Raw genomic sequence first — 26,555 nt, 5'->3', positions numbered from 1 at the left:
CAATCTATAGCTAGCGTTCAAGCTTGCTACAGATCATTGCTTGAGCTTTTTTACCCTTTTACCGTTTTCGGCGCCTTGCCCGCCTTCATCTGCTCCAACAGCGGTGCGCACTGGTTCGGCTCTCCCCCACTCGGTGCTATTAACGCCAGCAACCCAGCCGCCGGCGCGGCAATCACACCCAGCGCAACCATCCCGGCGCCACGCAGCAACAGCGGCACGGCTTTCACGCCGGCATCCGGCTTGATGAACTTGCCCCGCACGTACAGCGGCGAACGCAACGAGATCAAACGCCAACCCTTGGATTCCGGGGAGATGGTCAGGTCCAGTTGCTCAGTCGCCATGTTCGCCGTGCCATCGATATAAACGATCGCGTTCTCGGTGTCGAACACAAACAGCTGCGAGGTTGCCAGACCGGTCTTGATGTCGAAACTGGCGGCCGCGCAGTTGATCTTCACTTCCTTGTCGCCAAAGATTTTGCCAACCACGTAGTTGCCCACGTTCAGCCCGGCCAGCTCCATCAACTCACGACTGATGGCGCCGTCATTGATGAGCATCTTCAGATTGCCATTGGAGGTAGCCAACAATTTGGCCACCGAGTTGCCCCGCCCGGTGATGTCGGCGTCGCCATTGAGCTCACCGAAACTGGTTTTCATTGGTTCGAACGTCGGGAACAACTGCTTGAGCTTGAACCCGCGCGCAGAGAGCTGTGCCCGGCCTTCCAATGGCTCGGTGTGACCGTTCAGGCGAATCTGCGCATCCAGCTTGCCACCCGCTACACCAAAGCGCAGTGGTTCGAGGCTGAGCACACCGTCTGTCAGCACCAAATGGGTATAAAGATCATTGAACGGCAGTTTTTCGCTGTGGACGATGCGTTTACCGGTGAATTCGACGTCGGCATCCATGTCGCGCCAGCGCTCGGTCTTGAACTCTTCGACCGGCAATACTTTGTCCGCCGGTTGCTTGCTTTCGCCGCCACGGGCTTTTTGCTTGGCGTTGGAGTCGGCGCCGATCAATGGCGCCAGGTCGGCAAACAGCAATTGATTGGACACCAGCGAACCACTGAGTTTCGGCCGTGGCTGGCTGGCGACATAGGCCAGGCTGCCATGGATGTCGCTCGCGCCGATCTTGCCGTTGAACTCTTCGTAGCGGAAAACCGCGCCACCGGGCTCATGCAGCTTGGCGATCAAATGACCGTCGGTGGCATAGGGTGGCGTATCCGGCAGGGTCACGCCGGTCAACGGGTAGAGATTGCCGAGACTGGTGCCGGCCAGTTTCAGCTGCAAGTCCAGAGCCCCCAGGTTCAGAGGATCGGTCAGGGTGCCGGCCAGCTCGACACTGGTGTCGGCGATCTTGACCTGGGCCTGAAGCGGAAACGGCCTGGCCGCATCCTGCAGGGCCAGCAGGCCGCCAATCTTGCCCTCTCCTGCCAGTTTCTGGTTGTGGTATTGGCCTTTGACCTTCAAGGCGAACGCGTAATCCTGAGGGGCGGCGCCCTTCTCCTGCGCGGTTTTCGCTGCCTTGTCGCCGACGATATCGCTGAATGGAATCGGTTTGCCCAGCGGGTCGATGATCAGCTCGAGCTGTGACTTCAGGCTCTGGTCGTCGAGGGTAACGTGGCCCTTATCGAAGCCGATCGCGCCAATGTCCACCACCCAACTAGAAGGCTCGGCGTCCGGATCCTTGGGATCGAACTTGAACGTCCAGTTGGCGCGGCCGTCAGCCAGGCGCTGCAGCTGGGCATTGGGTTCGGTGAGATCGATACGCGGGATCACCACCCGTTGAGCCAGCAAGGCCAAGGGTGAAATGCGCAGTTCGACGCGTTTGAGGGTGACCATCTGCGGCTGCTTCGACCAGTCCGGGTTGCCCAGGCTCAAGTCCTCGGCCACTACATGCGGCCACGGCAACCAGGCCCGCCAGCCACCTTCATCGGGTTCGCGCTGCCAGATGACCGCCAGGTTGCCATTGATTGCGAACGGGCGGTGCAGCTCTTCAGACACTTTGGCATTGAGTGGCGGTTTGATCCGGTTCCAATCGAAGAACACGATGACCAGAACCAGTACGGCCAGCAGGACAACCAGGCTGGCGACCGTCCAGAGAACAATTTTACGAGTGCGCGTCATTGCACGGAGCTCCTGATACGACTGAGCGCCCTGACTGCGACGCACGTGTGAAACGTCAGGCCAGAACCGGCCTGCCATGAAATCTACGACTGAAAAACCGGCCGCAGGTTTAATAGAAAGATTGATTTGCACACAAATAGCCGTTCGGTCGAGGGCTTCCCCCGCTTCAGCGTTACCGCACCCGCACTTTTGCGTGGCGCAAGTGAGTCGAAAATACCCACGCCAGTGCGAAATCGTCCTTCGGAAACATCCGTTCTAGAGCCTTTTCAGCGAACAATCAATTCCGTTGATTATTACCATTGCCTTTATGAACTTTTATATCGACTTATCGAGAGTAACATTGCCCTCGTACCCACTTTATCGCCCTCCTACGGAGCATCCAATCATGAAACGACAATTACTGCTTAGCCTTACCCTCTCAATGCTGGCCAGCACTGCTTTTGCCCTGCCGGCTGCTGACCAGGCCACTCCGCAAGTGAAATCCAGCCACTCGGTATTCAGCCAAACCGTCGCCGAAGGTGGCAATGATCGCCTGAAAGAAAAAGGCTTGATCACTCAAGATGGCTCGGACCGCACACCACAAGGTCAAACCCTGGCCGCTGACGGCTCCGACCGCACGCCACAAGGCCAAACCCTGGCCGCTGACGGTTCCGATCGCACCCCACAAGGCCAAACCCTGGCTGCTGACGGTTCCGACCGCACCCCACAGGGCCAAACCCTGGCCGCTGACGGTTCCGATCGCACCCCACAGGGCCAAACCCTGGCTGCTGACGGTTCCGATCGCACCCCACAGGGCCAAACCCTGGCTGCTGACGGTTCCGACCGCACCCCACAAGGCCAAACCCTGGCTGAAGGTGGTGGTGACCGCGTCATCGAACGCAACAGCGCTTTGAGCTAAGCCCATGGCGGCCCCGAAGAAAAGCCCAATCCACGGATTGGGCTTTTGACTTTATGACGTTTCTCTTTATGCACGCCGTACTTCCCCGCAAGATCCCCCGATAGACGTTCGACGCCGGCAAAGCCTATTTGCTAGAGTGCGCCGCTGTCCTCCTCCAGAAAAACACCCTTGCGATGCTGCCCCGCGCCGAACAGAAACAACAGACCCGCAACGCCCTGATGGACGCTGCCCGCCACCTGATGGAATGCGGCCGAGGATTCGGCAGCCTGAGCCTGCGCGAAGTGGCGAGGACCGCCGGCATTGTTCCTACCGGCTTCTACCGGCATTTCGCCGACATGGATGAACTGGGCCTGGTGCTGGTCAGCGAAGTCGGTCAGACCTTCCGCGAAACCATCCGCCTGGTGCGCCACAACGAGTTCGTCATGGGCGGCATCATTGACGCTTCCGTGCGAATCTTTCTCGACGTGGTGTCGGCCAACCGTTCGCAATTCCTGTTTCTGGCCCGCGAACAATACGGTGGCTCGCTGCCGGTGCGCCTGGCGATCGGTCGTTTGCGCGAAGACATCAGCTCGGACCTGGCGGCTGATCTGTCACTGATGCCGAAACTGCAACACCTTGATATCGCTGCTCTCGGCGTGATGGCCGATCTGATCGTCAAGAGCGTGTTTGCGACCTTGCCCGACATCATCGATCCGCCGGCGCAGGCGCTGCCCGAACACCTGACGCCGCAGGCGAAGATTACCCAGCAGCTGCGGTTCATCTTTATCGGGTTGAAGCATTGGCAGGGGCTCGGAAGTACCGAGTAGCTCCGGCCCCGCATGGACGAGTTTTTGTGTGCGCCGTAAATTGGTGCATCACACTCGTCCTCGCACCAAATTAATTCAGTTTTCTGCTTCGCAGCCAAACGTCTTACAGGCTTCGACGCCTATTTCCTACACATCGCTTCATTGGCAAGCCCCTTGCTCTAGCCTGACTATTGTTCATTGCTGGAAGCCTTCCGATGCTGGTGATTCATCGCAGAATCGACCCTCAACCCGTCTGGGCCGCCGAGTTGCACCTGACTTTCGAAGCCCGGAGCAAAAGCCGTCTGCGCTGTTTCAGTGCCGACGGTGAAGACGTCGGATTGTTTTTGGAGCGCGGTCAACCGCCACTGTATGACGGCGAATGTCTCCAGGCCGAAGACGGGCGCATCGTGCGTGTCCGGGCCCGAGCCGAACAATTGCTGCACGTCACCTGTGCCAATGCCTTCGAATTGACCCGCGCCGCCTATCACCTGGGAAACCGCCACGTGGCATTGCAAGTCGGGGATGGCTGGCTGCGCCTGCTCGATGACTATGTGCTCAAGGCCATGCTCGAACAACTGGGGGCCCGGGTCGAGGACAGCGAAGCGCCGTTTCAGCCGGAACACGGCGCCTATGGCGGTGGCCATCACCACTCACGCCATGGCGACGAAGCTTTCAACTACCCGCCGAAACTGCACCAGTTCGGCGTGCGTTCATGAATCCAGCCTGGGCGCTGCTGCGTCTGGCCAGTCCGCAATTGCCGATTGGTGGCTACAGCTATTCCCAAGGCCTGGAAATGGCCGTGGATAACGGCCATGTCAATAATTGCGACAGCGCGCGACGCTGGATCAGCGATCAACTGCTGCTGAACCTGGCGCGCTTCGAAGCACCGCTGCTGCTCGCCCATTGCACGGCTGCGGCCGAGGAAAACTGGGCCGAACTGCTACAGCGTTGCGAGGAGCATCGCGCGAGCCGGGAAACCCGCGAGCTGCACCAGGAAAGCCGGCAAATGGGCTATTCCCTGCAGCAACTGCTCAATGGTTTGCCGGAACTGGATGGCTCGGCCCGCGCCTTCCTCGAACAACACCCGGAACCGCACCTGGCCCTCGGTTGGGCACTGGCCGCTCGCGCCTGGCACATCAGTGCGCAAGATGCGCTGGCGGCATGGCTCTGGAGCTGGCTGGAAAACCAATTGGCCGTGCTGATGAAAACCCTGCCCCTGGGCCAGCAAGCCGCGCAACGCCTGACCAGCGAACTGCTGCCACTGCTGCAACAGGCCCAGCAAAACGCCACCCGAATCCACCCCGAACACTGTGGCAGCGCCGCTTTCGGCCTGTCGCTGGCGTGCATGGCCCATGAGCGCCAGTACAGCCGTCTGTTCCGTTCCTAGGGCCTTTTAATTTGGAGAATCACATGAACACACAACCTCTGCGTATCGGCATCGGCGGCCCGGTCGGTTCCGGCAAAACCGCGCTGACCCTGGCCCTGTGCCTGGCCCTGCGCGACCGCTACAACCTGGCGGTGGTGACCAATGACATCTACACCCGCGAAGACGCCGACTTTCTGGTGCGCAACGAGGCCCTGGCGCCGGAACGGATCATCGGTGTGGAAACCGGCGGCTGCCCGCATACGGCGATCCGCGAAGACGCTTCGATCAACCTTGAGGCCGTGGATCAACTCAACCGCCGCTTTCCGGGGCTGGACCTGATTCTGGTTGAGTCCGGTGGCGACAATCTATCGGCGACATTCAGCCCGGAACTGTCCGACCTGACCATTTACGTGATCGACGTGTCGGCGGGCGACAAGCTACCGCGCAAGGGCGGCCCGGGGATCTGCAAATCCGATCTGCTGGTGATCAATAAAATCGACCTCGCGCCGCTGGTGGGGGCGTCGCTGGAGATGATGGACAGCGACACCAAACGCATGCGCAACGGCAAGCCGTTTGTATTCAGCAACCAGAAAACCGGCTTGGGACTGGAGGCAATCATCGCCTTCATCGAACGCCAGGGCCTGCTGACCGCGGCCTGACCTCGCTCAACTGTTATCCACAAGGAAGCTTATCCATGACACTTAAACGCATTCTGGGCGCCATGGCCCTGCTGCTGACTCCGGCCGTCGCCCTCGCCCACCCGGGTCATGGCGATAACGGTTTGATCGCTGGCATCAGCCATCCGGTCGGAGGCCTCGATCATTTGCTGGCAATGGTTGCAGTCGGGCTGTGGGCTGCGCAGCAGACAGGCGCCGCGCGGTGGGCGTTGCCGTGCACTTTCGTCGGCACCATGCTGCTGGGTGGGTTGCTGGGCTTTGAAGGGCTGAACCTGCCGGCGCTGGAAAGTGGAATTGCCGCATCGGTGCTGGCGCTCGGACTGGCGGTGGCGTTGGCGGTGCGTCCGCCGTTGAGTCTGGCGGTGGCTGCGACGGCGTTGTTCGCGCTGTTCCATGGCGTGGCGCATGGGTTGGAGTTGCCGGACATGTCGAGTCCTTGGGCGTATGCGGCGGGGTTTGTCGCGGCAACGGCGGCATTGCATGCGGCGGGTTACGCGGTGGTGAGAGTGTTGCCTCAAGCAGCTGCGCCCTTGGTTCGACTGGCGGGTGCGGCTTCGGCGGCGACCGGAGTATGGTTGCTGGCAGGCTGATTTTTGTATCGGCTGTGATGGCCCCTTCGCGAGCAAGCCCGCTCCCACATTTGATATCTGCTGTTCACAAATCTTGTGTTCACCGCAGATCCAGTGTGGGAGCGGGCTTGCCCGCGAAGGCGGCCTGACAGACACCGCATCGCTCGGGCCGGCCTCTCTGCTAACATGTCGCGCAATCCACCTGCCGTGACGACGCCAGCCAATGCCACCTGTTTCCCGCTCCGCCTCCCAGCCTGAATTGACCGCACTGTTCGCCCTGGTGCAACAGCACTTTCTGGACGTGATCGTGCCACTCTGGCAAGGCCCCGGCTGGAATGCCGGGTTGGGATTGCCCTATGAGGCGCTGGATGCCGGGCATCAACCCCTGCCACCCCAGCGCTATCGGGCAATGGCTTGCGCGCGGCAGTTGTATCTGTTTTCCAGCCTGATCGGCCAGGTGCCGGCCGCCGAAGACCGCGCCGCAGCGTTGTTTCGGGCCTTGCAGCAGCATTTTCACGATGCCGAACACGGTGGCTGGTTTTACAGCATCGACCCGCAGGGGACGCCGCTGGATCAACGCAAAGACCTCTACACCCACGCCTTCATCCTCTTCGCCTGCGCCCATTACTGGGACAAAGTTCGCGAACCGCAGGTCGAGTCGGTGCTCAACGCGGCACTGCAGGTGATTGCACAACGTTTCGCCACGGGTGACGGCCTGTACGAGGCCAGCCTTGATCGTGACTGGTCATCGCTGGACACCGGACCGCTGCAGAATCCTCTCATGCACCTGGCCGAAGCCTTCCTCGCCATGTTGTCGGTGCGCGAAGACCACGCCGTGCAAGACGCGCTCGTCGATTTATGCACTGCCATGCACGAGCGTTTTATCGATCCGCATCATGATGTGTTGATGGAGAAGCCGCTGGGGGCTGTGGATAACTGGTTTGAACCAGGGCATCAGTTCGAATGGTATTTTCTGCTGGAGTCTTCGCCATTACTGCGTGGTTCGACATTGCACACGTCATTGGAGCGCGCCTTCGCGTTCACCGAACACCTGGGCGTCGACCAACAGACGGGCGCAGTGCGGGCGATGCTCACGCTGGAAGGTCTTTCCAAGGACGCCACCCAACGCATCTGGGCTCAGGCTGAATACCTGCGCGCCCTGACCCTGCGCCCGAACAGCGAGAACGCGGTGCTACAGCAGTTACGGGCATTGCAGCAGCGCCATCTGCATGCAGGGGGCTGGTATGAGTGTCGGGATGAGAACGGTGGAGTGAGCCGTCAGGACATGCCTTCGACCACGCCTTATCACCTGGCGACCTGTTATCGCGGGCTGGTCGATTATCTGCGTTGACTGAGCTATCGCGGGCAAGTCGCAACGCCGCACCGCCGCTCCCACAAGGATCACCCTGAACCTGTGGGAGCGGGCAAGCCCGCGATTGGCCGTTACACGGTCTTACGCCTTGTCGGCATTACGCTCAATGGCAAACCCGCTCCAGGTCTGGCTCACCGGCATCAGCTCCAGGCTGTTGATATTGATGTGCGCCGGAGCGTTGAGCACCCAGAAGATCGTATCGGCGATGTCTTGTGGCTGGATCGGATCGGCACCGGCGTAGGTCGCGTTGTAACGCTCCTGGTCACCGGCGAAACGCACCAGTGAAAACTCGCTCTCGCACATGCCCGGCTCGATATTGCTGACGCGCACGCCGGTGCCTTGCAGGTCGCAGCGCAGGTTCAGGGAGAACTGTTTGACGAACGCCTTGCTCGCGCCATACACATGGCTGCCCGGGTACGGGTAGTTGCCGGCGACGGAGCCGAGGTTGACGATGCTGGCACCGCGGCCATGGGCGATCAGGCGCGGCAACAGCAGGCGAGTGCTGTACATCAAGCCCTTGATGTTGGTGTCGACCATGGTGTCCCAATCGTCGAGGTCGCACTTGGGCGCCGGGTCGACGCCCAGGGCCAGGCCGGCGTTGTTGATCAGCCCGCGCAGTTTGGCGAAGGAAGGCGGCAGATTGGCTATCGCGTCTTCCATGGCCTTGCGATCGCGAACGTCGAGCACCAGGCCATGGACCTCGGTCTGCTTCGACAGCTCCGCGCACAAGGCGTTGAGGCGCTCTTCACGACGACCTGTCAGCACCAGTTTCCAGCCGGCATCGGCAAATCGACGGGCACAGGCTTCACCAAAACCGGAGGTCGCGCCGGTAATAAACAGGGTGTTGGACATCGTGTTCTCCTTGCTTCGGCTGACGGACAGCCATTGGGATAGAAATCAGCTGGCAGCATGCCCCGCCCGGCTCTCACCGGCAACCATTCGCGATTCTGTGCAAAAAATGATCAACACGACGAACGCCTTACCCGCTGTGGGTTACAGCGATGTGCGCGCACCTTATCCACAGCCCCATCCACATATTCCGGGGGCAAGTGAAAAAGCTGAAACCCGCTGTGTACAAGGCTTGGCGAGCCATTTTGAAATTTTTTTGCTTGACCCTGGCCGTCCTGCCGTGCAGCCCTAAGGCAGTTTGCACGATCCGGGGTGAAACCGACGATGGCGCCAAGCCAGTAACTACGGCCTACAGCGAGGTCTTTCCAGAGTTTAACCACAGACTTATCCACAGGCTGCCCGCGCGCATTTCAACTCGTTTTTGCCACTAACAAAAAGGTTGACAAAGCCGGCCTCCGGCCCGGCAAAACACCGTGATCAAAAAACAACCACTTCGCTACAGCCCGCGTGCTTAAAGGCTTTCAGCCAGCTACTCCCACGTTATTCACAGCCAGCTCCACAGCAAACGGGGACAAGTCAAAACCGTGACGAAACAACTATTTGCAGCGGCTTTATGTCGCGCTTTGAGAGGTCGTGAATATTGTTTTCCACAATTTCGTTTTACCCTGTGACTTCCTTGATTTGTGTAGCATCAACAAGCCCTGCAAATTTACCGGGCCGTCGAAAATGCATAAAAAAACGCCCTGAGTTCGTCAGGGCGTTTTTGGTTTAGCCAAGGGTTTAGTGCCCGCCGAGATAAGCGTTACGCACCTCCTCGTTAACCAGCAGCTCCTTGCCGGTGCCCGTGATGCGGATTTCGCCGTTGACCATCACATAGGCCCGGTCCGAGAGCTTGAGGGCGTGGTTGGCGTTCTGCTCGACCAGGAAGATGGTCATGCCGGTCTTCGCCAGCTCCCGCAGGGTGGCGAAGATCTGCTTCACCACGATCGGCGCCAGCCCCAGACTCGGTTCATCGAGCAACAGCAATTTCGGCCGGCTCATCAACGCACGGGCGATGGCCAGCATTTGCTGCTCGCCACCCGACATGGTCATGGCCCGCTGGGTGCGCCGCTCCTTGAGCCGTGGAAACAGCTCGAACATACGCTGCATGTCTTCGGTGGCGTATTTGTCACCGATCGGGATGGTACCCATCAGCAGGTTTTCCTCGACGGTCATGTCGGGGAATACCCGCCGACCTTCCGGCGACTGGGCAATGCCATGGGAGGCGATGTAGTGGGACGACTTGTGGGTGATGTCCACCCCTTGATAGACGATCGCCCCGCCTGCCGCCCGTGGCTGACCGAAGATCGACATCAGCAGCGTTGATTTGCCGGCGCCGTTGGAGCCGATCAGGCTGACGGTTTCCCCTTCGTTGATGTGCAGCGAGACTTTCTTCAGGGCCTGGATCGGCCCGTAAAACACGTCCAGTTCCTTGAGCTCGAGGATGGGTTGGGTCATACCACCTCCTCTTCATCGGCGCCCAGGTAGGCGGCAATCACCTTTGGATCGTTGCGAATGGCCTCAGGCCCGCCTTCGGCGATGACGATGCCGTGGTCCAGTACCACTATGTGATCGGAAATGCTCATGACCATGCCCATATCGTGTTCGATCAGCACCACGGTCAGATCGTGCTCGTCGCGCAGCAGCCGGATCATCGCGCTCAGCGCTTCGGTTTCCTGAGGGTTGAGGCCGGCGGCCGGTTCGTCGAGGCAGATGATCTGCGGCCGGGTGCACATGGCCCGGGCGATTTCCAGGCGGCGTTGTTGGCCGTAGGACAGCTCGCCGGCCAGACGGTTGGCGCAGTCCACCAGGTCCACCACTTCCAGCCAGTAGAACGCATGGTCCAGCGCATCGCTTTCGGCCTTGCGGTAGCCCTTGGTGTTGAGGATACCGGCCAGCAGGTTGCGGTTGACCCACATGTGCTGGGCGACCAGCAGGTTTTCCAGCACCGACATTTCCTTGAACAGGCGAATGTTCTGGAACGTACGCGCCAGGCCTGCCCGGTTGACCAGGTGGGTACCGCCGAACATCTTGTAGCGCAGCCGGGTGATAAAGCTTTTCGGCGAAACGAAATCGGTGGACTGGAACGATTCGCCCAGCAGCTGGATCACGTTGGTTCGCTCGCCACGGGTATTGAGTTCGATCTTGCCGCCGGAGGCCTTGTAGAACCCGGTCAGGCAGTTGAACACGGTGGTCTTGCCGGCACCGTTGGGGCCGATCAGGGCGAAGATCGAGTTGCGGTGCACCTTCAGGCTGACATCGCTCAATGCCTTGATGCCGCCGAAGTGCATCATCAGCTTCTCTACTTGGAGTACGACTTCACTCATGGCGCTGCCCTCTTTCATACGCTATGGCACCTTTACGCGGGGCCACACCGGTACGGCTGATCCGAATCAGGCCGCGCGGTCGCCAGATCATCATCAACACCATCAGGATGCCGAACAGCAACACGCGGTATTCGGCGAAACCACGCAGCAGTTCCGGGGCCACGGTCAGCACGAATGCCGCAATCACCACGCCGATGGTCGAGCCCATGCCGCCGAGCACCACGATGGCGAGGATCAGTGCCGATTCGAAGAAGGTGAACGAGGTCGGGTTGACGAAGCCTTGATAAGTGGCGAAGAACACGCCGGCCAGGCCAGCCGTCGAAGCGCCGATGGTGAACGCCGAAAGCTTGACCAGTACGTGGTTCAGGCCCATGGAGCGGCAAGCGATTTCGTCTTCGCGCAAGGCTTCCCAGGCGCGGCCGACCGGCATGCGGGTCAAGCGATGCTTGACGTATAGCACGGCCAGTACCACCAGGAACAACACCGCATAAATGAAGTAGTACTTCACGTCCGGGTTATAGGCGATGCCGAAAAACTCATGGAACGGAACTCCCCCTTCCTTCGCTCGTTTACCGAACTCAAGGCCGAAGAAGGTTGGCAACGGCGCCGCCATGCCGTTCGGGCCGCCAGTCAGGGACAGCCAGTTATTGAGGATCAAGCGGATGATTTCACCAAAGCCCAGGGTCACGATCGCCAGGTAGTCACCGTGCAGGCGCAGCACCGGGAAACCGAGGATGCAACCGGCCAGGCCAGCCGTGATCGCCGCCAGCGGCAGCACCGTCCAGAAACCCAGCCCCAGGTATTGATAACCGAGCGCCAGTCCATAGGCACCGATGGCGTAGAACGCCACATAACCCAGGTCGAGCAGGCCGGCCAGGCCGACCACGATGTTCAGCCCCAGGCCCAGCAGCACGTAGATCAGCCCGAGGATGACCACGCCCAGCAGGTAGGAGTTGGAGAAGAACGGGAACACCACGGCGACGACGATCAACACCGGAATGATCCAGCGCAACCGGGATTTGTAGTCCGGCGGCAGTACATGCACCCCGGAGCCGGTGCTTTCAAAGCCTTCGAGAATTCTCAGGCCCTTGGGGGTTTGCAGGAACAGGCTCAGGGCAAAGCGGCCCGCCATGACGATGGCGACAATCCATGCCACCCGTGTCGTTTCCAGATTGAAGCCGTAGCCGTCGAGGACCACGCCGACAATCGGGCCGAACACAATCAGGGCGACAAGGCCGGCAAGAATCGCGTCAACCAGGCTTCTTTTGAGATCAATGGTTTTTTTAGTGGTTGAAGACATCGCTTACACCTTCGACACAAGAGGACGGCCGAGCAGGCCTTGGGGCCGAAAGACCAGAACGAGAACGAGCAGCGAGAAGCTGAAGACGTCTTTGTAGTCCGAGTTGACCAATCCGGAGAACAGCGACTCGGAAATCCCGAGAATGATCCCGCCGAGCATTGCCCCAGGCAGCGAACCGATCCCGCCGAGCACCGCGGCGGTGAACGCCTTGATGCCGATGATGAAGCCCGCGTAGAAGTCGAATGTGCCGTAGTTCATGGTGATCAGCACGCCGGCCAGGGCTGCCATCGCGGCACCGATGATGAACACGTAGGAAATCACGCGATCGGTGTTGATCCCCAGGATCGAGGCCATCTTGCGGTCTTGCTGGGTGGCGCGGCACATGCGGCCGAGCTTGGTGTACTTGATGACGTAGGTCAGCACGGCCATCCCGGCAAACGCCGCGACCAGAATGAAGATCTTGGTGTAGGTGAGCTGGACGAAGCCGGTCCCGACTTCAACTCGCCATGCACCGGTGAGCAGTGTCGGCACGCCTTGTTGACGGGCGCCCTGGGCGATCTGTGCATAGTTCTGCAGGATCAGGGAAATACCGATGGCGCTGATCAGCGGGGCCAGTCGGGTGGAGTTGCGCAACGGTTTGTAGGCGACGCGCTCGATGACCCAGCCATACACCGCCGTGACGATGATGGTGAAGATCAGTGTGCCGAGCATCAGCAGGGGGAAGGATTCAATACCGAAGTATGCCAGCAGAGCCAGACTGATTGCCGCGAGGTAAGCGGAAATCATGTAAACCTCGCCGTGGGCGAAGTTGATCATGCCGATGATGCCATAGACCATTGTGTAGCCGATGGCGATCAGGCCATAGACCGACCCGAGGGTCAGGCCATTGACCAGTTGCTGCAGGAAAATACCATCCATAACGCAATCTCACGCATTTGAGAGACTGCACAGAAGCCAGGTGCGACGGGCTGGGGTTCAGCCACCCGTGCAACCGGGTTGTGTGCAGCTCTACGAGAAAAGACAGGTACTGCACGGACATGTTGTTTGATTGCCCGGCGCACAAGGCGCCGGACAATCAGCAGGTCATGTCACTTCTGTTTTTCCAGCTGGTGGTATTTGCCATCCTTGTCCCACTGGTAAACCACGTAGTCGGAGACTTTCAGGTCGCCCTTGGCGTCCCAGGTCTTCTCGCCCATCACGGTTTTGACCGGGTTTTTCTTCAGCCACGCGGCAGCTTCTTCGCCCTTGTTGGACTTGGCGCCATTGAAGGCGGCGGCCAGGGTCTGGACCGAAGCATAGGCGTACAGGGTGTAGCCTTCAGGCTCGGTGCCTTTCTTGCGGAACTCATCCACTACGGTCTTGCTTTCTGGCAGCATGCGCGGGTCGGCGCCGAAGGTCATCAGCACGCCGTCGACGAATTGCGGACCGCCAGCGGTGGTCACCAGTTCGTCGGTCACGATGCCATCGTCGGACATGAACTTGACGTCCTTGAGCCCTTGCTCACGCAGTTGGCGCACCAGGGGACCGGCTTCCGGGTGCAGACCACCGAAGTAGACGACGTCGGCGCCAGCGCCGCGGATCTTGGTGACGATGGTGCTGAAATCTTTCTCGCCGCGGGTCAGGCCTTCATACAGCACCGGCTTCACGCCGCGTTTTTCCAGCTGGGCCTTGGTAGCGTCCGCCAGGCCTTGGCCGTAGGTATCCTTGTCGTGCAGGACCACGACTTTCTTGCCCTTGAGCACGTCGACAATGTAGTCGCCGGCCACGATGCCTTGCTGGTCGTCACGCCCGCACATACGGAACATGGCACTCAGGCCGCGCTCGGTAACCGCCGGGTTGGTGGAACCGGGGGTGATCGCGATGATGCCCGCTTCATCGTAGATCTCGGAAGCCGGGATGGTCGACGAAGAGCAGAAGTGACCGACCACGCCAACGACTTTCTGGTTGGTCAGGTCCTTGGCGACCGTCACAGCCTGTTTCGGTTCGCAGGCGTCATCGCCCTTGACCAGTACGATTTTTTCCCCATTGACGCCGCCCGCCGCGTTGACCGCATCGGCCGCCGCTTGTGCACCCTTCATGTACTGCTCGCCAAATGCCGCGTTGGCACCTGTCATTGGACCCGCCACACCAATTTTTACGTCAGCCTGTGCAAACGCAGAAACACCCAACGCAGCTGCCACTGCGAGGGCCAGAAAGCCTTTCTTGTAAAACGTCTGGGACATGAGGTGGTGCTCCATGGTTTTTTTTAGTTGGCACTGCGACTTCTCTGAATGCTCAGAGCAAGGGCCGTGCCATCGGTTTTTTATTCTGGGAAAAGTCGCTACCTTATTGTTCTATCGACTGTTTCGAGCCCATTTTCATTGGGCGTGCAACCATCTAAACCGCGGAAGGTGAAACCATTTATTTATAAAGGCGCAACCCGCATGCGCCATCATTGCAACCGCGGCGCCAAACGACGTGCAACCAGCCTGTAACAACGTGCGTCACCGAAGTGCACACTGCTGGTGCGGGACTGCTACAACCCGCACCACTACAGGCTAGTCGCTACGCGTAAAAGCGCCGCTTTCAGCAACAAATTTCAACAATCAAATAACGATCCGCAGGCACTGGCCTGCGTGATACAGCGAAAAACCGGCTTCGTATAAACAGCTGCGCAATCCTGCCCCTGCCAGCGGCTGCATGGGGGCGAAGGGAATCGGCAAAGCTTGAGGATTTCCATTACACAAATAATCGGCAAAAGCTTTGCCGACCACGGTACCGGTCGTCACGCCCCGGCCGTTGTAACCGGTGACAGCCACTAATCCGGGCGCGGGTTCGAACAGACGCATCAGATGGTCTGGCGTGAACGCGATGCAACCGGTCCAGGTGCACTCCCACTCCACCGGTTTCAAGTAAGGAAAGTAGTGCTGCTGAACCCGGTCGGCCCAGGCTTTCAGGAACCAGGTCGGCTTTTTATTGCCATTACCGAGACTGCCGAGCAACAGCCGGCCGTCTTTATCCCGACGAATACTGCTGAGTACCTGGCGGGTATCCCAGGAACCCTGGCCGCCGGGCAGGATTTGCTGCGCGGCCTCTTCGGTCAGCGGGACCGAAGCTACCTGATAGTAATAACCGGGGAAGAAATTGCGCCGCAACTCGGTCCAGTCGCCCTCGGTGTAAGCGTTGGAGGCGATGACCACTTGCTCGGCCAGTACCGAGCCCTGAGCCGTTTGCACCGACCAGCGCTGGCCCTGACGTTCGAGTCGGGTCACCGGAGAATGATCGAACAGCTGACCGCCAAGCCCGATAGCCGCTTTGGCCAGCCCTGTCGTATAAGCCATCGGGTTGATCGTGCCAGCACGTCGATCAAGCAGCGCGGCGGCAATCTTTTTCGTGCCCGTCGCTTGTTCGCAGGCTTGACCGGTCAACAGTTCCACCGGCGCTCCGCGACGCTTCCATTGCTGTTCACGACTGCGCAGGTCCGTTTCGCCACGGGCGTTGTGCGCCATGTGCAACGTGCCTTCGCGCCGCAGTTGGCAATCGATGTTGTATTTGTCGACCAGGCTGAACACCAGGGACGGTGCCGCACCGAGCATGCGATTGAGCTGACTGCCGACCGCTTCGCCAAACCCTTCTTCGATCTCGTCCGGTGGAATCCACATCCCGGCGTTGACCAGCCCGACGTTGCGCCCCGAACCGCCATGACCGGCACGATGGGCTTCCAGTACGCAGACATTTTTACCTTGTTCCAGCAAATGCACCGCCGCCGACAGACCGGTGAAACCGGCGCCAATGACGCAGACATCCACCTTCAGCTCGCCTTTGAGCGCCGAATTGTCCGGTCTTTGCGGCGTCAGTTTTTCCCATAAACATTCTTCGCGTAACGGCATTGCCAGACTCCAACAGAAACCTAACCAACACACCATTTAACTGTAGGAGCGAGCTTGCTCGCGAAAAACGTCAGGCCAACGCGTTTATGCAGCAAACACGCGTTATCGTTGACGTCCGTCGCGAGCGAGCTCGCTCCTACAGGGGATCACCGATCAGTCGAACGTAATGCCCTGAGCCAACGGCAACTCCAGCGAATAGTTCACGGTATTGGTCTGACGGCGCATGTACCCGCGCCATGCATCGGAGCCCGATTCACGACCACCGCCGGTTTCTTTTTCGCCACCGAACGCGCCGCCGATTTCCGCGCCGCTCGGGCCGATATTGACGTTGGCGATGCCGCAGTCGCTGCCCACCGCCGACATGAACTGCTCGGCTTCACGCACGTCAGTAGTGAAGATGCACGATGACAGGCCCTGTGGCACGGCATTGTTCAGGCGCAGGGCTTCTTCGAAGTCGTTGTAACCGATCACGTACAGGATCGGCGCGAAGGTTTCGCTGCACACCACATCGCTCTGCTCCGGCATTTCCACGATCGCCGGCGAGACGTAGTAAGCGTTCGGAAATTGGTCTTCCAGTTGACGCGTGCCACCGAATACCCGGCCACCTTCGCTCAACGCCTGTTCCAGAGCGTCCTGCATGTTTTCGAAACTGTGCTTGTCGATCAGTGGACCGACCAGGTTGCCTTCCAGCGGATGGCCGATGCGCACCTTGGAATAAGCGGCTTTGAGGCGGGTGACGATTTCCTCTTTCACCGACTCATGGGCAATCAGGCGACGCAGCGTGGTGCAACGCTGGCCCGCAGTGCCAACGGAGCTGAACAGGATCGCACGCACGGCCATGTCCAGGTCGGCGCTTGGGCCGAGGATCATCGCGTTGTTGCCGCCCAGTTCGAGAATGCTGCGAGCGAAACGTGCGGCGATCTTCGGTGCCACTTCGCGGCCCATGCGGGTGCTGCCGGTGGCGCTGACCAGCGCAACACGCGGGTCATCGACCAGGGCTTCACCGGCATCGCGGCCGCCAATGATCACTTGGCTCAGGTGCGGTGGCGCATCGCTGAAGTTTTTCAGTACACGATCGAACAGCGCCTGGCAGGCCAAGGCGGTCAGTGGGGTTTTTTCCGACGGTTTCCAGATCACCGGGTTACCACAGACCAGCGCCAGCGTGGTGTTCCAGGCCCAGACCGCGACAGGGAAGTTGAACGCGCTGATCACGCCGACAACGCCCAGCGGGTGCCAGGTTTCGCGCATATGGTGGCCAGGGCGCTCGGAGGCGATGGTCAAGCCATACAGCTGACGGGACAGCCCCACGGCGAAGTCGCAAATGTCGATCATTTCCTGAACTTCACCCAGGCCTTCCTGGGTGATCTTGCCGGCTTCCCAGGACACCAGCTCGCCGAGGTCGGCCTTGTATTCACGCAGGATATCGCCCAGCTGACGCACCAGTTCGCCACGGCGCGGCGCCGGGACTTTGCGCCACAGTTCGAACGCATGATCTGCGCGACTGATGTGCTGCTCGACTTCGGCGGCGCCTTCCCAGTTCACGGCGGCGATCCGGCTGCCATCGATGGGCGAATGCACCGGCACTTTGCCGTTTTGATACAGGGCCGGGTTCACACCAAGACGATCAAGCAATGCGGCAACCATGGGTCATTCCTCAAGCAAAAACAGAAAGTGGGCAGCCGGAAAATCACGACTGATCAGACCTGTAGTTTTAGCGCCCCGGAGGTTACTCAACAAACGACCTTTAAGAGAGATATCATTCCGTTTATTCATGCTGTGCATTGCTGGCAATAAAGAGACAAGAAGAAAGGACCACCCATGCTGAACAAACGCTATCTGCCGTCGATCACCGCACTGCAGTGTTTCGAGGCTGTGACCCGACATTTGAGTTTCACCCGGGCCGCCGAAGAGCTGAACCTGACCCAGAGCGCGGTGAGCAAACAAGTCGCACAACTCGAAGAGTTGTTGCAGCACCTGCTGTTCCGTCGGGTGCGCCGACGCCTGCAAATGACCCCCGCCGGAGATTTGTACCTGGTAGAGGTGCGAAAAATTCTCACCCAGGTCGAGATGTCGACCCATTACCTGCGCTCCTACGGCGGTGAGACCGAAGTCTTGCGCGTCTCCACGCCTCCGACCTTCGGCGCCCGCTGGCTGGTGCCACGCTTGAAAGGCTGGCGCCTGCGTCACCCGTCGATCCACCTGGACCTGTGCAGCGAACAGGAAGCCGACGACCTGTTGCAGGGTCGCAGCGACCTGGCGTTCTATTTTGGACAGGGTTCGCGCCCCGGCACCGAATGCCTGAAGCTGTTCAGCGAAGAGCTGGTGCCGGTTTGCGCACCGGGCAGCCTGCCGGATGCCCCCTTCACCGACCCGACACAACTCACAGACCTGGTCCTTTTGCAAAACGCCTCCCGGCCCCAGGCCTGGCATGACTGGTTCGACAGCCAGGGCTACCACACCGAGCACAGTTACCACGGCCCGCGGTTCGAAACCTTCTACATGTGCATCCGCGCCGCCCAGGTCGGCTGCGGCGTGGCGCTGTTGCCGAAGTTTCTGGTGGAAGAGGAATTGGCCGACGGCAAACTGGTCATACCCTGGCAACACGCGATGCCCAGCACCGATGCCTATTACCTGGCGTACCCGGAGCATGCGGCGGAAGTGCCGAAAGTGCGGGATTTTGTGAAGTGGATGCTGGAGCAGATTGGATAGCCCGGACGCATCGCATATTTGAAGCCTCACGCAATCCCTGTAGGAGCTGGCTTGCCGGCGAAGAGGCCATCACCTCCAACATCAATGTCGCCTGACACGCCGCCTTCGCCGGCAAGCCGGCTCCTACAGAGACCTGTCTGAAAAAATTACTGGCAATCCTCACCACCGATATGCGCCACTAGCCCCATTCATTGAAACAGCTGCAACGTCGCTGCCACAGGCCGCGGCCAGCCTGGAGATCCCCGTTATGAGCGAGAGTGTGTTTGCCGATCGCATCGTGCAGAACCTGCTCGACACCGACTTCTACAAACTGACGATGATGCAGGCGGTGCTGCACAACTACCCGAACGTGGAAGTCGAATGGGAGTTCCGTTGCCGAAACAGTGAGGATCTACGCCCGTACCTGGCGGAGATCCGCTTCCAGATCGAGCGTCTGGCCGAGTTGAGCCTGAGTGCCGACCAGTTGAGTTTCATGGAGCGCATCAGCTTCATGAAACCGGATTTCCTGCGTTTTCTCGGTTTGTTTCGCTTCAACTTGCGCTACGTTCACACCGGGATCGAAAACGGCGAGCTGTTCATTCGCCTGCGTGGGCCATGGTTGCATGTGATTCTGTTCGAAGTGCCGCTGCTGGCGATTGTCAGCGAAGTGCGCAACCGCTATCGCTACAGGGAAATCGTCCTGGAGCAGGCGCGCGAACAACTCTATCGCAAGTTCGACTGGCTGACCGCCAATGCCGGCAGCGATGAATTGTCCGAATTGCAGGTCGCCGACTTCGGTACTCGCCGGCGCTTCTCGTTCCGCGTGCAGGAAGAAGTGGTCAACGTGCTCAAGCAAGATTTTCCCGGGCGCTTCGTCGGCACCAGTAACGTGCACCTGTCGCGTGAGCTGGACATGAAGCCGCTGGGCACCATGGCCCACGAGTGGATCATGGCCCATCAGCAACTCGGCCCGCGCCTGATCGACAGCCAGATCGCCGCCCTCGATTGCTGGGTCCGCGAGTATCGCGGCTTGCTCGGGATCGCCCTGACCGACTGCATCACCACCGATGCCTTCCTCAGTGATTTCGACCTGTATTTCGCCAAACTCTTCGACGGCTTGCGCCACGATTCCGGTGATCCGGTGCTCTGGGCGGAAAAAGCCATCGCCCGCTATCACCAGCTGGGCATCGACCCGATGAGCAAGACGCTGGTGTTCTCCGACAGCCTGACGCTGCCCAAGTCCCTGGAGATTTTTCGGGCGCTGCGCGGTCGGATCAATGTCAGTTTCGGCATCGGCACCAACCTGACATGCGATATTCCGGGTGTCGAACCGATGAGCATCGTGCTTAAAATGACCGCCTGCAACGGCCAGCCGGTGGCAAAGATCTCCGACGAGCCGGGCAAGACACATTGCAAAGACCCGAATTTCGTCGCCTATTTGCGACACGTTTTCCAAGTACCTGCCGCCCTTTCCAGTCCATCAGGCATTTCAAGCAAGGAGTGAATTCATGCAAGCCGTACAGCGTGAGATTGCTGAGCAGCTCAAGGTTCAACCGCCGTTCGCCGACCAGGCCGCCCTCGAGGCCGAAGTCGCCCGGCGGATTACCTTCATCCAGGATTGCCTGGTCAATTCCGGGCTCAAGACGTTGGTGCTCGGCATCAGCGGCGGTGTCGACTCCCTGACCGCCGGCCTGCTGGCCCAACGCGCCATGCGCGAGCTGCGCACACGCACCGGTGACGACAGCTACAGGTTCATCGCCGTGCGCCTGCCGTACGAGACCCAGTTCGATGAGCACGACGCCCAGGCCTCGGTGGATTTCATTGCCCCGGACGAACGCCACACGGTCAACATCGGTCCGGCGGTCAAATCACTGGCCAGTGAAGTCGCAGCATTTGAAGGCAAGCAGGCGGTATCGGTGGATTTCGTGCTCGGCAATACCAAGGCGCGGATGCGTATGGTCGCCCAATACACCATTGCCGGCGCAGCGCATGGGCTGGTGATCGGCACCGATCACGCGGCGGAAGCGGTGATGGGCTTTTTCACCAAGTTCGGTGATGGCGCGTGTGACCTGGCGCCGTTGAGTGGCCTGGTGAAAAACCAGGTTCGGGACATCGCCCGCAGCTTCGGCGCGCCAGAGTCCCTGGTGGAAAAAATCCCGACGGCCGACCTTGAGGACTTGGCGCCGGGCAAACCGGACGAAGCGTCCCATGGCGTGACTTATGCCGAGATCGATGCGTTCCTGCAGGGTGAGCCGGTGCGTGAGGAAGCGTTCAAGATCATCTGCGATACGTATAAAAAGACCCATCACAAGCGAGTGATGCCTTTCGCGCCTTAAGCCGTAAATAAGTTGGCGTCTGTTCCGGCGCCGAAGAACGATGGCTCGGTCTATCGTCAGGTAAAAAAAAGCGTCCCGAGCGGACGCTTTTTTTATGACCCGAGTCGATTACTTCAGGGTAACAGTGCCTTTCATCATCGAAATATGGCCCGGGAACGAGCAGAAGAACCCGTACTTCTCGCCAGCAGCAAGCTTGGACACATCGAAGGTCACCGAGTCGGTTTCCTTGGCGCCGATGATTTTGGTGTGAGCGATGATGCGCGCGTCACCTTCCGGCAGGTAGTTCTTTTCGATGCCTGCGGCCAGGCCCGCGGTGGCGATCGGCTGCATATCAGCCTCTTTACTCAGCACCCAGTTATGACCCATGACGTTTTTCGGCAGGTTGCCGGAGTGTTTCAGCTCCACGGTGAACGTCTTGCAGCTCTTGTCGATGCTGATTTCCTTGGTATCGAAGGACATCTGATCAGTGGAGTCGACAGTGACCTTGCAATCGGCAGCCATCAATTGGCTGCTGGCCAGTGTCAGCAGGGATACCGCAACAAGTTTGGCAAACATGGTGAATCTCCAAGGCAGGGTTAACAAAAGTGCGAATGGACAGAAGACTGCCTGAAAACTTCGCAAGTTCCTATGACCTGAAGCAAAAATTGTATACAACTTTCGGGCTATGACACCTATCGAGACAATCTACCACCCGGACGTCTGGTCCGGCCCTATCATCAGGCCGTCATCCCTCATCTGGAGCACCTGTCATGTCCCTTAACAGCCTGTTGCGCAGTTTGCTCGCCGCTTATGCCTGTGGCGCCAGCGGCACCTTTGAAACACCTGAACGCGAAGTTTAGACCTTGGAGCGCCGCTCGCGTGCCTTTACTCTGTAAACATCCTGATCATGGAGCAAGGCATGTCTTTAGCGTCTGTTTGTGTATTTTGCGGCGCCAGTACCGGCACCAACCCGGCTTATCGTGTAGCGGCTGTCGCCCTCGGGCGAGCATTGGCAGAGCGCAAGCTGACCCTGGTCTATGGCGGTGGCGCCGTCGGGCTGATGGGCATCGTCGCCGATGCTGCGCTGGCGGCCGGTGGTGAAGTGATCGGGATCATCCCGCAAAGCCTGAAGGACAAGGAAATCGGCCACAGCGGCCTGACCCGCCTGGAAGTGGTCGACGGCATGCATGCGCGCAAGGCGCGGATGGCCGAGCTCAGCGATGCCTTCATCGCCCTGCCTGGCGGCCTGGGCACCTTGGAAGAACTGTTCGAAGTCTGGACCTGGGGCCAGCTCGGTTACCACGGCAAACCGCTGGGGCTGCTGGAAGTGAACGGTTTCTACAGCAAATTGACCGGTTTTCTTGATCATATCGTCGGCGAAGGCTTCGTTCGCGAGGCGCACCGTGACATGCTGCAGGTGAGCGAATCGCCGCAAACGCTGCTCGACGCCCTGGATGCCTGGCAGCCGACAGTGGTGCCTAAGTGGATCGAGCAAAAACCCAGCTAACGGCTGGGCACCGATACAAGGCAGAATACGCGCCGCTCAACCTCACCTTCGACCCCAGAGGATCGCCCATGGCTAAACCCAATTATTCGTTCGCCAAACGTCAGAGAGACTTGGCCAAGGAGCAGAAGAAAGAGGAAAAGCTTCAGCGCAAGAAAGCTACCGCTGAAGAAGAAGCAGCAGCACTGAACCCGGATGCCGAAGGCGAAGGCGAAGTGGCGACAGACGAAACTGAAGCACCGAAAGATCAGGCGCCCGACGCCTGAGACCCTCAGGGCCCGATGATCTGATCAGGCCCACCGGATCTGTGTCCAGGGTTGGCAGCGCGGCTGCTGACCCCTGTAGGAGCGAGCTTGCTCGCGATGGTCGTTAACGATAACGCTGCAAGCCTGATACCCACCAGCGCTCTCAGGTTCATCGCGAGCAAGCTCGCTCCTACAGTGGCATCACGGTGACGCGAACCTCAGGGTCATGGTTGCCGCCCCCCAGAATCACCCCGCGCAACGGCGAGACATCGGAGAAATCCCGGCCCCAGGCCAGGGTGATGTGCTCCAGCGCCGGTTGCACGTTGTTGGTCGGATCGAAATCTACCCAGCCCAGCACCGGGCAAAACACCGAGACCCAGGCATGGGATGCATCGGCGCCGATCAATCGCGGCTGGCCCGGCGGTGGCTGGGTCAGCAGGTAGCCGCTGATGTACCGCGCCGCCAATCCACGGGAGCGAACGCAGGCGAGCATCAGGTGCGCGAAGTCCTGGCACACACCGCGCCGCCGCTCCAGCACTTCCACCAGCGGCGTCGCCACCTGGGTCGCCTCCGCATCGAAGGTGAATTCGCTGAAGATTTTTTCCATCAATGCCTGCACGCCGAGCAACAGGGGTCGCCCTTGGGGAAAGCAACTGTGCGAAAACTCGACGAAGTTGCGCTTCAAATGCACATAGGGCGATTCAAACCGGTAGCGGCAGGCGTCCAGCAATTCAGGGGACAACGGCTGACTGCTGTAGGTCAGCGCGTTGCGGGTTTCTTCCCAGGCAGGGGATTGCTTGAAGTCCAGTGCAGGCCGGGCGAGCACTTCGACGGTGAGCCGGGCATTGACCAGCAATTCATCATGGGGCCGCTCGAACGCCAGCCGGGTCAGGGGATTGCCGAATACGTCCAGTTCGTCCCGGCGAGTAGTCGGGTCCGGGCTGATCTGCAATTGCTGCTCGGTGCAGCGCTGCCAGGCACAGGCCCGCGGCCACAGGTGTGCCAGTTGCTGGGCCAGGGACACCGGGCTGTCGTAGTGGTAATGGGTGTCGTGGAGAATCTGGTAATGGGCGTTCATCAGACGGACACCGTGCGCTGGCTGACATCATCGACATGGGCGAAATGGCGCAAGGCCAGGCGATCCGACACTTCTGCGCTGGCATCGGCGATCTCTTGCAGCAGATTGGCCAGCCCCTCGACCGCGGCGCGAATACTGGTCTCGCCGAACAGCGGGCTTTCCAGGCAGCCAAGATCGAAACGCGCCAGTCGAGCCACCAACAACGGCAGGCCTGCTTCGCGCGGCACGCCAAAGTCGTCGCTCAAGCGTTTGAGCGTGCGGGTCACCAGCTTCAACTGGAACAGCACCGCATGAGGGTTCTGTTCATCCAGCAGCAACAGGTCCAGCACCGGTACCAATTGCGCCACCGCCAGATACCGCGAACGGTAGGTGATGCTGCTGTTCCCCAGCTCCAGCAGCCACTCCAGCCCGGCCTGGTCGAAGGCGCCGGCACCGCGCAGAAATGCGGCGAGGCTGCTGCTGAGAAACTGCAATCGCTCGATTCGTCGGCCGATCATCAGGAAGCGCCAGCCTTCGTCCCGGGTCATGTCGTCCAGGGCGAAACCGGACAACGCCGCCAGGGACATCACCAGACGGTTGAGAAAATCCAGCAGTTCGCCAAAATCCGCTTCATCGGTTTCCAGTTCCATGGCTTCGCGCTGCAACTCTACCAGCGCCTGCCAATTCTCCCGCGACAGCTTGCCCCGCACCTGGGAGGCCGCCCACTGTAAACGCTGCAGGTTGGAGCGCAGGCTGAACGACCAGTCATCGCCGAGCAGCGCGCTCAACAAGCGCTCCGGCAATTCGCCTTCATCCGGCAACAGATTCAGGCGCTCCCCCAGATCGACCGCGGCCTCCAGCGCTTGTGGGTCATCACCATCAACATAACGCGCAAGCATGATCCGCAGCAGTCGCGCACTGTCGTCGCAGCGCTCGCAATAGCGGCCGAACCAGAAGAGGTTCTCCACCACCCGCGACGGCAGATAGGGATCGCGCCGCACCAGGTCTTGCACGCCGATCGTGCGCTGGGTTTTCCACTGTTCGCCGCTCGGTGGACGCTCCCCCAACACCCAAGTGTCCTTGCTCGCACCGCCGCGTTGCATCGATACCACTTCGGCGTCGGCATCGGCGGCCACCCGGGTCAGGCCACCGGGCAGCACCCGATACCCATTGCGGCTGGCCACCGCATACACCCGCATGCCGATGGCGCGCGGTTGCAGCTGACCATTCTCGGCCTGCCAGATCGGTGCCTGGGACAATTGCGCCAATTCTTGCGCGACATAAGCATAAGGCCGCGCCTGCATACGCTCGGCCAATGCCTGGCGCTGTTTTTCACTCAAATCCCGGCCAAACACCGGAGCAAAGCTTTGCGAAGGAAAGGCCGGTTTTATCAGTAACTCCGGGAGTTTTTCCAGCGCCTGCGCCAGCACCGGCGCTTCACCGCACCACCACGTCGCAATGGAGGGCAGAATCAGTGCTTCGCCGAACAGGAATTGATTGATCCTCGGCAGAAAGCCCAGCAACCCCGGCGACTCCAGCACACCACTGCCGAGCGCATTGGCCACCAGCACTCGCCCTTGCCGCACGGCCTCGAGCAGGCCCGGCACGCCAAGCGCCGAGTCGGTACGCAATTCCAGCGGATCGCAGAAGTCATCGTCGAGTCGCCGCATGATCGCGTGGACCCGGCGCAGGCCGTTCAAGGTTTTCAGGTAGACGGTGGCATCGCGCACCGTGAGGTCGCCGCCCTCCACCAGTGGATAACCCAGCTGGCGCGCCAGATACAGATGCTCGAAATAGCTTTCGTTGAACCGTCCCGGCGTCAGCAACACCACCAATGGCGGTTCATCGTCGCTCGGCGCCTGACGGGCCAGGGTTTCCTGAAGCGTGCGGAAGAAACCGGCCAGATGCTGCACCTTCAAGTCACGGTACAACTCGGGAAAGGCCCGGGACACGATAGTGCGGTTTTCCAGGGCATAACCGGCCCCGGACGGCGCCTGGGTCCGATCCGCCGTCACCCACCAACGACCATCGGGCGTGCGCGCCAGATCCACTGCGTACAGATGTAGAAAGGCCCCGTCGGGTGGCGTAATGCCCTGGCAAGGCCAGAGGAAGTTGTTATGGCCGAATACCAGTTCGGCGGGCAACAGGCCCTCGGCGATCAGTCGCTGCGGACCGTACAGGTCCGCCAGCACGGCATTGAGCAATCGAGCCCGTTGGGCGATGCCCGCCGACAACTGTTCCCATTCATCAGCCGCAATGACATTGGGCAGCAGGTCCAGCTCCCACGGCCGGTCAGCCCCCTTGGGGTCGGCGTAGACGTTGTAGGTCACGCCGTTTTCCTGGATCTGCCGGGTCAGCAGCGCCTGACGCTGCACCAATTGCGCTGGCGTGCTGCGTTGCAATTGGTCGAACAGCCGCTGCCAGTGCGGGCGCACGGCCCCACTGCCGTCAAGCAGTTCGTGATAGGTGCCCGCCGTCAGCGGGTAGCGGTCAAGCAGATCAGGCATGGAAAGCTCGGCAGACAGCAGGGAACGGTCAGACTAACGCAGGCACATGACGCCCGGACAGATGAACT

Annotated in this window: 23 protein-coding genes and 1 pseudogene; 12 read left to right on the top strand and 12 right to left on the bottom strand. The window is 60.1% G+C overall.

Annotated elements, in window-relative coordinates; all coding sequences use genetic code 11:
- Positions 1-50: 50 nt before the first annotated feature.
- Positions 51-2,120 carry an AsmA family protein gene (locus F8N96_RS06190; RefSeq protein ID WP_150797063.1) on the bottom strand — a complete coding sequence of 690 codons (2,070 nt, stop codon included), beginning with the start codon at positions 2,118-2,120 and terminating at the stop codon, positions 51-53.
- Between the two features lie 385 nt (positions 2,121-2,505).
- Between F8N96_RS06190 and F8N96_RS06185 the strand changes: the two genes are divergently transcribed.
- The 7 genes from F8N96_RS06185 to F8N96_RS06150 all read left to right on the top strand — a co-directional run bounded on the left by F8N96_RS06185 (position 2,506) and on the right by F8N96_RS06150 (position 7,766).
- Positions 2,506-3,018, top strand: coding sequence for a hypothetical protein (locus F8N96_RS06185; protein ID WP_150743955.1), 513 nt, complete (start codon positions 2,506-2,508; stop codon positions 3,016-3,018).
- A 173-nt stretch (positions 3,019-3,191) separates the two neighbouring features.
- Positions 3,192-3,824, top strand: coding sequence for a TetR family transcriptional regulator (locus F8N96_RS06180; RefSeq protein WP_150763621.1), 633 nt, complete (start codon positions 3,192-3,194; stop codon positions 3,822-3,824).
- A gap of 194 nt (positions 3,825-4,018) precedes the next feature.
- On the top strand, positions 4,019-4,519 hold the full coding sequence (gene ureE, locus F8N96_RS06175) for an urease accessory protein UreE (protein ID WP_150797062.1): 501 nt from the start codon (positions 4,019-4,021) through the stop codon (positions 4,517-4,519).
- Entirely contained in the window at positions 4,516-5,190 is a 675-nt protein-coding gene (locus tag F8N96_RS06170; protein ID WP_150797061.1) for an urease accessory protein UreF, read from the top strand. The genes ureE and F8N96_RS06170 overlap by 4 nt, the downstream gene beginning before the upstream one ends.
- Positions 5,191-5,213: 23 nt before the next feature.
- Positions 5,214-5,828: an urease accessory protein UreG gene (gene ureG / locus F8N96_RS06165; RefSeq protein ID WP_150797060.1), complete on the top strand. Its 615-nt coding sequence runs from the start codon at positions 5,214-5,216 to the stop codon at positions 5,826-5,828.
- Positions 5,829-5,863: 35 nt separating this feature from the next.
- Positions 5,864-6,436 carry a HupE/UreJ family protein gene (locus F8N96_RS06160; RefSeq protein WP_150797059.1) on the top strand — a complete coding sequence of 191 codons (573 nt, stop codon included), beginning with the start codon at positions 5,864-5,866 and terminating at the stop codon, positions 6,434-6,436.
- Between the two features lie 202 nt (positions 6,437-6,638).
- Positions 6,639-7,766 (top strand): AGE family epimerase/isomerase, encoded by a 1,128-nt coding sequence (locus F8N96_RS06150; RefSeq protein WP_150797057.1) that lies wholly within the window; start codon positions 6,639-6,641, stop codon positions 7,764-7,766.
- Positions 7,767-7,868: 102 nt separating this feature from the next.
- Here the strand turns inward: F8N96_RS06150 and F8N96_RS06145 are convergent, their stop codons facing one another.
- The 8 genes from F8N96_RS06145 to F8N96_RS06105 all read right to left on the bottom strand — a co-directional run bounded on the left by F8N96_RS06145 (position 7,869) and on the right by F8N96_RS06105 (position 17,815).
- A complete protein-coding gene (locus F8N96_RS06145) occupies positions 7,869-8,639 on the bottom strand; it encodes an SDR family oxidoreductase (RefSeq protein ID WP_150797056.1) in 771 nt (256 codons plus the stop codon).
- Between the two features lie 777 nt (positions 8,640-9,416).
- Positions 9,417-10,133, bottom strand: coding sequence for an ABC transporter ATP-binding protein (locus F8N96_RS06135; RefSeq protein WP_064675644.1), 717 nt, complete (start codon positions 10,131-10,133; stop codon positions 9,417-9,419).
- Positions 10,130-11,002, bottom strand: a complete 873-nt coding sequence (locus F8N96_RS06130) for an ABC transporter ATP-binding protein (RefSeq protein ID WP_150797055.1) — start codon at positions 11,000-11,002, stop codon at positions 10,130-10,132. The genes F8N96_RS06135 and F8N96_RS06130 overlap by 4 nt, the downstream gene beginning before the upstream one ends.
- Positions 10,995-12,302 (bottom strand): high-affinity branched-chain amino acid ABC transporter permease LivM, encoded by a 1,308-nt coding sequence (livM, locus tag F8N96_RS06125; RefSeq protein WP_150797054.1) that lies wholly within the window; start codon positions 12,300-12,302, stop codon positions 10,995-10,997. The genes F8N96_RS06130 and livM overlap by 8 nt, the downstream gene beginning before the upstream one ends.
- Before the next feature lie 3 nt (positions 12,303-12,305).
- Positions 12,306-13,220 carry an ABC transporter permease subunit gene (locus tag F8N96_RS06120; RefSeq protein WP_150763612.1) on the bottom strand — a complete coding sequence of 305 codons (915 nt, stop codon included), beginning with the start codon at positions 13,218-13,220 and terminating at the stop codon, positions 12,306-12,308.
- 170 nt (positions 13,221-13,390) lie between these two features.
- Positions 13,391-14,524, bottom strand: a complete 1,134-nt coding sequence (locus tag F8N96_RS06115) for a branched-chain amino acid ABC transporter substrate-binding protein (RefSeq protein ID WP_150743944.1) — start codon at positions 14,522-14,524, stop codon at positions 13,391-13,393.
- A 363-nt stretch (positions 14,525-14,887) separates the two neighbouring features.
- A complete protein-coding gene (locus F8N96_RS06110; protein ID WP_150797053.1) occupies positions 14,888-16,171 on the bottom strand; it encodes an NAD(P)/FAD-dependent oxidoreductase in 1,284 nt (427 codons plus the stop codon).
- Positions 16,172-16,324: 153 nt separating this feature from the next.
- Positions 16,325-17,815, bottom strand: a complete 1,491-nt coding sequence (locus F8N96_RS06105; protein ID WP_150797052.1) for an aldehyde dehydrogenase family protein — start codon at positions 17,813-17,815, stop codon at positions 16,325-16,327.
- A gap of 174 nt (positions 17,816-17,989) precedes the next feature.
- Between F8N96_RS06105 and F8N96_RS06100 the strand changes: the two are divergent.
- The 3 genes and pseudogenes from F8N96_RS06100 (at position 17,990) to nadE (ending at position 21,195) form a co-directional block, all read left to right on the top strand.
- Positions 17,990-18,902, top strand: a pseudogene (locus F8N96_RS06100) (LysR family transcriptional regulator).
- A 225-nt stretch (positions 18,903-19,127) separates the two neighbouring features.
- Positions 19,128-20,363, top strand: a complete 1,236-nt coding sequence (gene pncB, locus F8N96_RS06090; RefSeq protein WP_150797051.1) for a nicotinate phosphoribosyltransferase — start codon at positions 19,128-19,130, stop codon at positions 20,361-20,363.
- Between the two features lie 4 nt (positions 20,364-20,367).
- A complete protein-coding gene (gene nadE, locus F8N96_RS06085) occupies positions 20,368-21,195 on the top strand; it encodes an ammonia-dependent NAD(+) synthetase (RefSeq protein WP_150797050.1) in 828 nt (275 codons plus the stop codon).
- 108 nt (positions 21,196-21,303) lie between these two features.
- Here the strand turns inward: nadE and azu are convergent, their stop codons facing one another.
- Positions 21,304-21,750, bottom strand: coding sequence for an azurin (azu, locus tag F8N96_RS06080; protein WP_150797049.1), 447 nt, complete (start codon positions 21,748-21,750; stop codon positions 21,304-21,306).
- Between the two features lie 343 nt (positions 21,751-22,093).
- Between azu and F8N96_RS06075 the strand changes: the two genes are divergently transcribed.
- The gene (locus F8N96_RS06075; RefSeq protein ID WP_150797048.1) at positions 22,094-22,681 is read left to right on the top strand and encodes a TIGR00730 family Rossman fold protein; all 588 of its coding nucleotides are present in this window, start codon (positions 22,094-22,096) and stop codon (positions 22,679-22,681) included.
- Positions 22,682-22,749: 68 nt separating this feature from the next.
- Positions 22,750-22,944: a hypothetical protein gene (locus F8N96_RS06070; protein ID WP_150797047.1), complete on the top strand. Its 195-nt coding sequence runs from the start codon at positions 22,750-22,752 to the stop codon at positions 22,942-22,944.
- A gap of 169 nt (positions 22,945-23,113) precedes the next feature.
- Here the strand turns inward: F8N96_RS06070 and F8N96_RS06065 are convergent, their stop codons facing one another.
- Together F8N96_RS06065 and F8N96_RS06060 are read right to left on the bottom strand one after the other, a co-directional pair.
- Positions 23,114-24,001, bottom strand: coding sequence for a transglutaminase family protein (locus F8N96_RS06065; RefSeq protein ID WP_150797046.1), 888 nt, complete (start codon positions 23,999-24,001; stop codon positions 23,114-23,116).
- Positions 24,001-26,487, bottom strand: a complete 2,487-nt coding sequence (locus tag F8N96_RS06060) for a circularly permuted type 2 ATP-grasp protein (protein WP_150797045.1) — start codon at positions 26,485-26,487, stop codon at positions 24,001-24,003. Before F8N96_RS06060 ends, F8N96_RS06065 begins: the two co-directional genes overlap by 1 nt.
- Positions 26,488-26,555 lie beyond the last annotated feature (68 nt).

It is taken from the genome of Pseudomonas fluorescens (assembly GCF_902497855.1).
GTDB classification, from domain to species: domain Bacteria; phylum Pseudomonadota; class Gammaproteobacteria; order Pseudomonadales; family Pseudomonadaceae; genus Aquipseudomonas; species Aquipseudomonas fluorescens_BI.
The sequence above is the reverse complement of the archived record's forward strand: the minus strand, read 5'-3'. Positions and strand labels throughout refer to the sequence as shown.

Excerpts from the sequence above, each read along its gene's own strand:
- F8N96_RS06190 (WP_150797063.1), bottom strand. The coding sequence starts at position 2,120 with ATGACGCGCACTCGTAAAATTGTTCTCTGGACGGTCGCCAGCCTGGTT.
- F8N96_RS06185 (WP_150743955.1), top strand. The coding sequence starts at position 2,506 with ATGAAACGACAATTACTGCTTAGCCTTACCCTCTCAATGCTGGCCAGC.
- F8N96_RS06180 (WP_150763621.1), top strand. The coding sequence starts at position 3,192 with ATGCTGCCCCGCGCCGAACAGAAACAACAGACCCGCAACGCCCTGATG.
- ureE (WP_150797062.1), top strand. The coding sequence starts at position 4,019 with ATGCTGGTGATTCATCGCAGAATCGACCCTCAACCCGTCTGGGCCGCC.
- F8N96_RS06170 (WP_150797061.1), top strand. The coding sequence starts at position 4,516 with ATGAATCCAGCCTGGGCGCTGCTGCGTCTGGCCAGTCCGCAATTGCCG.
- ureG (WP_150797060.1), top strand. The coding sequence starts at position 5,214 with ATGAACACACAACCTCTGCGTATCGGCATCGGCGGCCCGGTCGGTTCC.
- F8N96_RS06160 (WP_150797059.1), top strand. The coding sequence starts at position 5,864 with ATGACACTTAAACGCATTCTGGGCGCCATGGCCCTGCTGCTGACTCCG.
- F8N96_RS06150 (WP_150797057.1), top strand. The coding sequence starts at position 6,639 with ATGCCACCTGTTTCCCGCTCCGCCTCCCAGCCTGAATTGACCGCACTG.
- F8N96_RS06145 (WP_150797056.1), bottom strand. The coding sequence starts at position 8,639 with ATGTCCAACACCCTGTTTATTACCGGCGCGACCTCCGGTTTTGGTGAA.
- F8N96_RS06135 (WP_064675644.1), bottom strand. The coding sequence starts at position 10,133 with ATGACCCAACCCATCCTCGAGCTCAAGGAACTGGACGTGTTTTACGGG.
- F8N96_RS06130 (WP_150797055.1), bottom strand. The coding sequence starts at position 11,002 with ATGAGTGAAGTCGTACTCCAAGTAGAGAAGCTGATGATGCACTTCGGC.
- livM (WP_150797054.1), bottom strand. The coding sequence starts at position 12,302 with ATGTCTTCAACCACTAAAAAAACCATTGATCTCAAAAGAAGCCTGGTT.
- F8N96_RS06120 (WP_150763612.1), bottom strand. The coding sequence starts at position 13,220 with ATGGATGGTATTTTCCTGCAGCAACTGGTCAATGGCCTGACCCTCGGG.
- F8N96_RS06115 (WP_150743944.1), bottom strand. The coding sequence starts at position 14,524 with ATGTCCCAGACGTTTTACAAGAAAGGCTTTCTGGCCCTCGCAGTGGCA.
- F8N96_RS06110 (WP_150797053.1), bottom strand. The coding sequence starts at position 16,171 with ATGCCGTTACGCGAAGAATGTTTATGGGAAAAACTGACGCCGCAAAGA.
- F8N96_RS06105 (WP_150797052.1), bottom strand. The coding sequence starts at position 17,815 with ATGGTTGCCGCATTGCTTGATCGTCTTGGTGTGAACCCGGCCCTGTAT.
- pncB (WP_150797051.1), top strand. The coding sequence starts at position 19,128 with ATGAGCGAGAGTGTGTTTGCCGATCGCATCGTGCAGAACCTGCTCGAC.
- nadE (WP_150797050.1), top strand. The coding sequence starts at position 20,368 with ATGCAAGCCGTACAGCGTGAGATTGCTGAGCAGCTCAAGGTTCAACCG.
- azu (WP_150797049.1), bottom strand. The coding sequence starts at position 21,750 with ATGTTTGCCAAACTTGTTGCGGTATCCCTGCTGACACTGGCCAGCAGC.
- F8N96_RS06075 (WP_150797048.1), top strand. The coding sequence starts at position 22,094 with ATGTCTTTAGCGTCTGTTTGTGTATTTTGCGGCGCCAGTACCGGCACC.
- F8N96_RS06070 (WP_150797047.1), top strand. The coding sequence starts at position 22,750 with ATGGCTAAACCCAATTATTCGTTCGCCAAACGTCAGAGAGACTTGGCC.
- F8N96_RS06065 (WP_150797046.1), bottom strand. The coding sequence starts at position 24,001 with ATGAACGCCCATTACCAGATTCTCCACGACACCCATTACCACTACGAC.
- F8N96_RS06060 (WP_150797045.1), bottom strand. The coding sequence starts at position 26,487 with ATGCCTGATCTGCTTGACCGCTACCCGCTGACGGCGGGCACCTATCAC.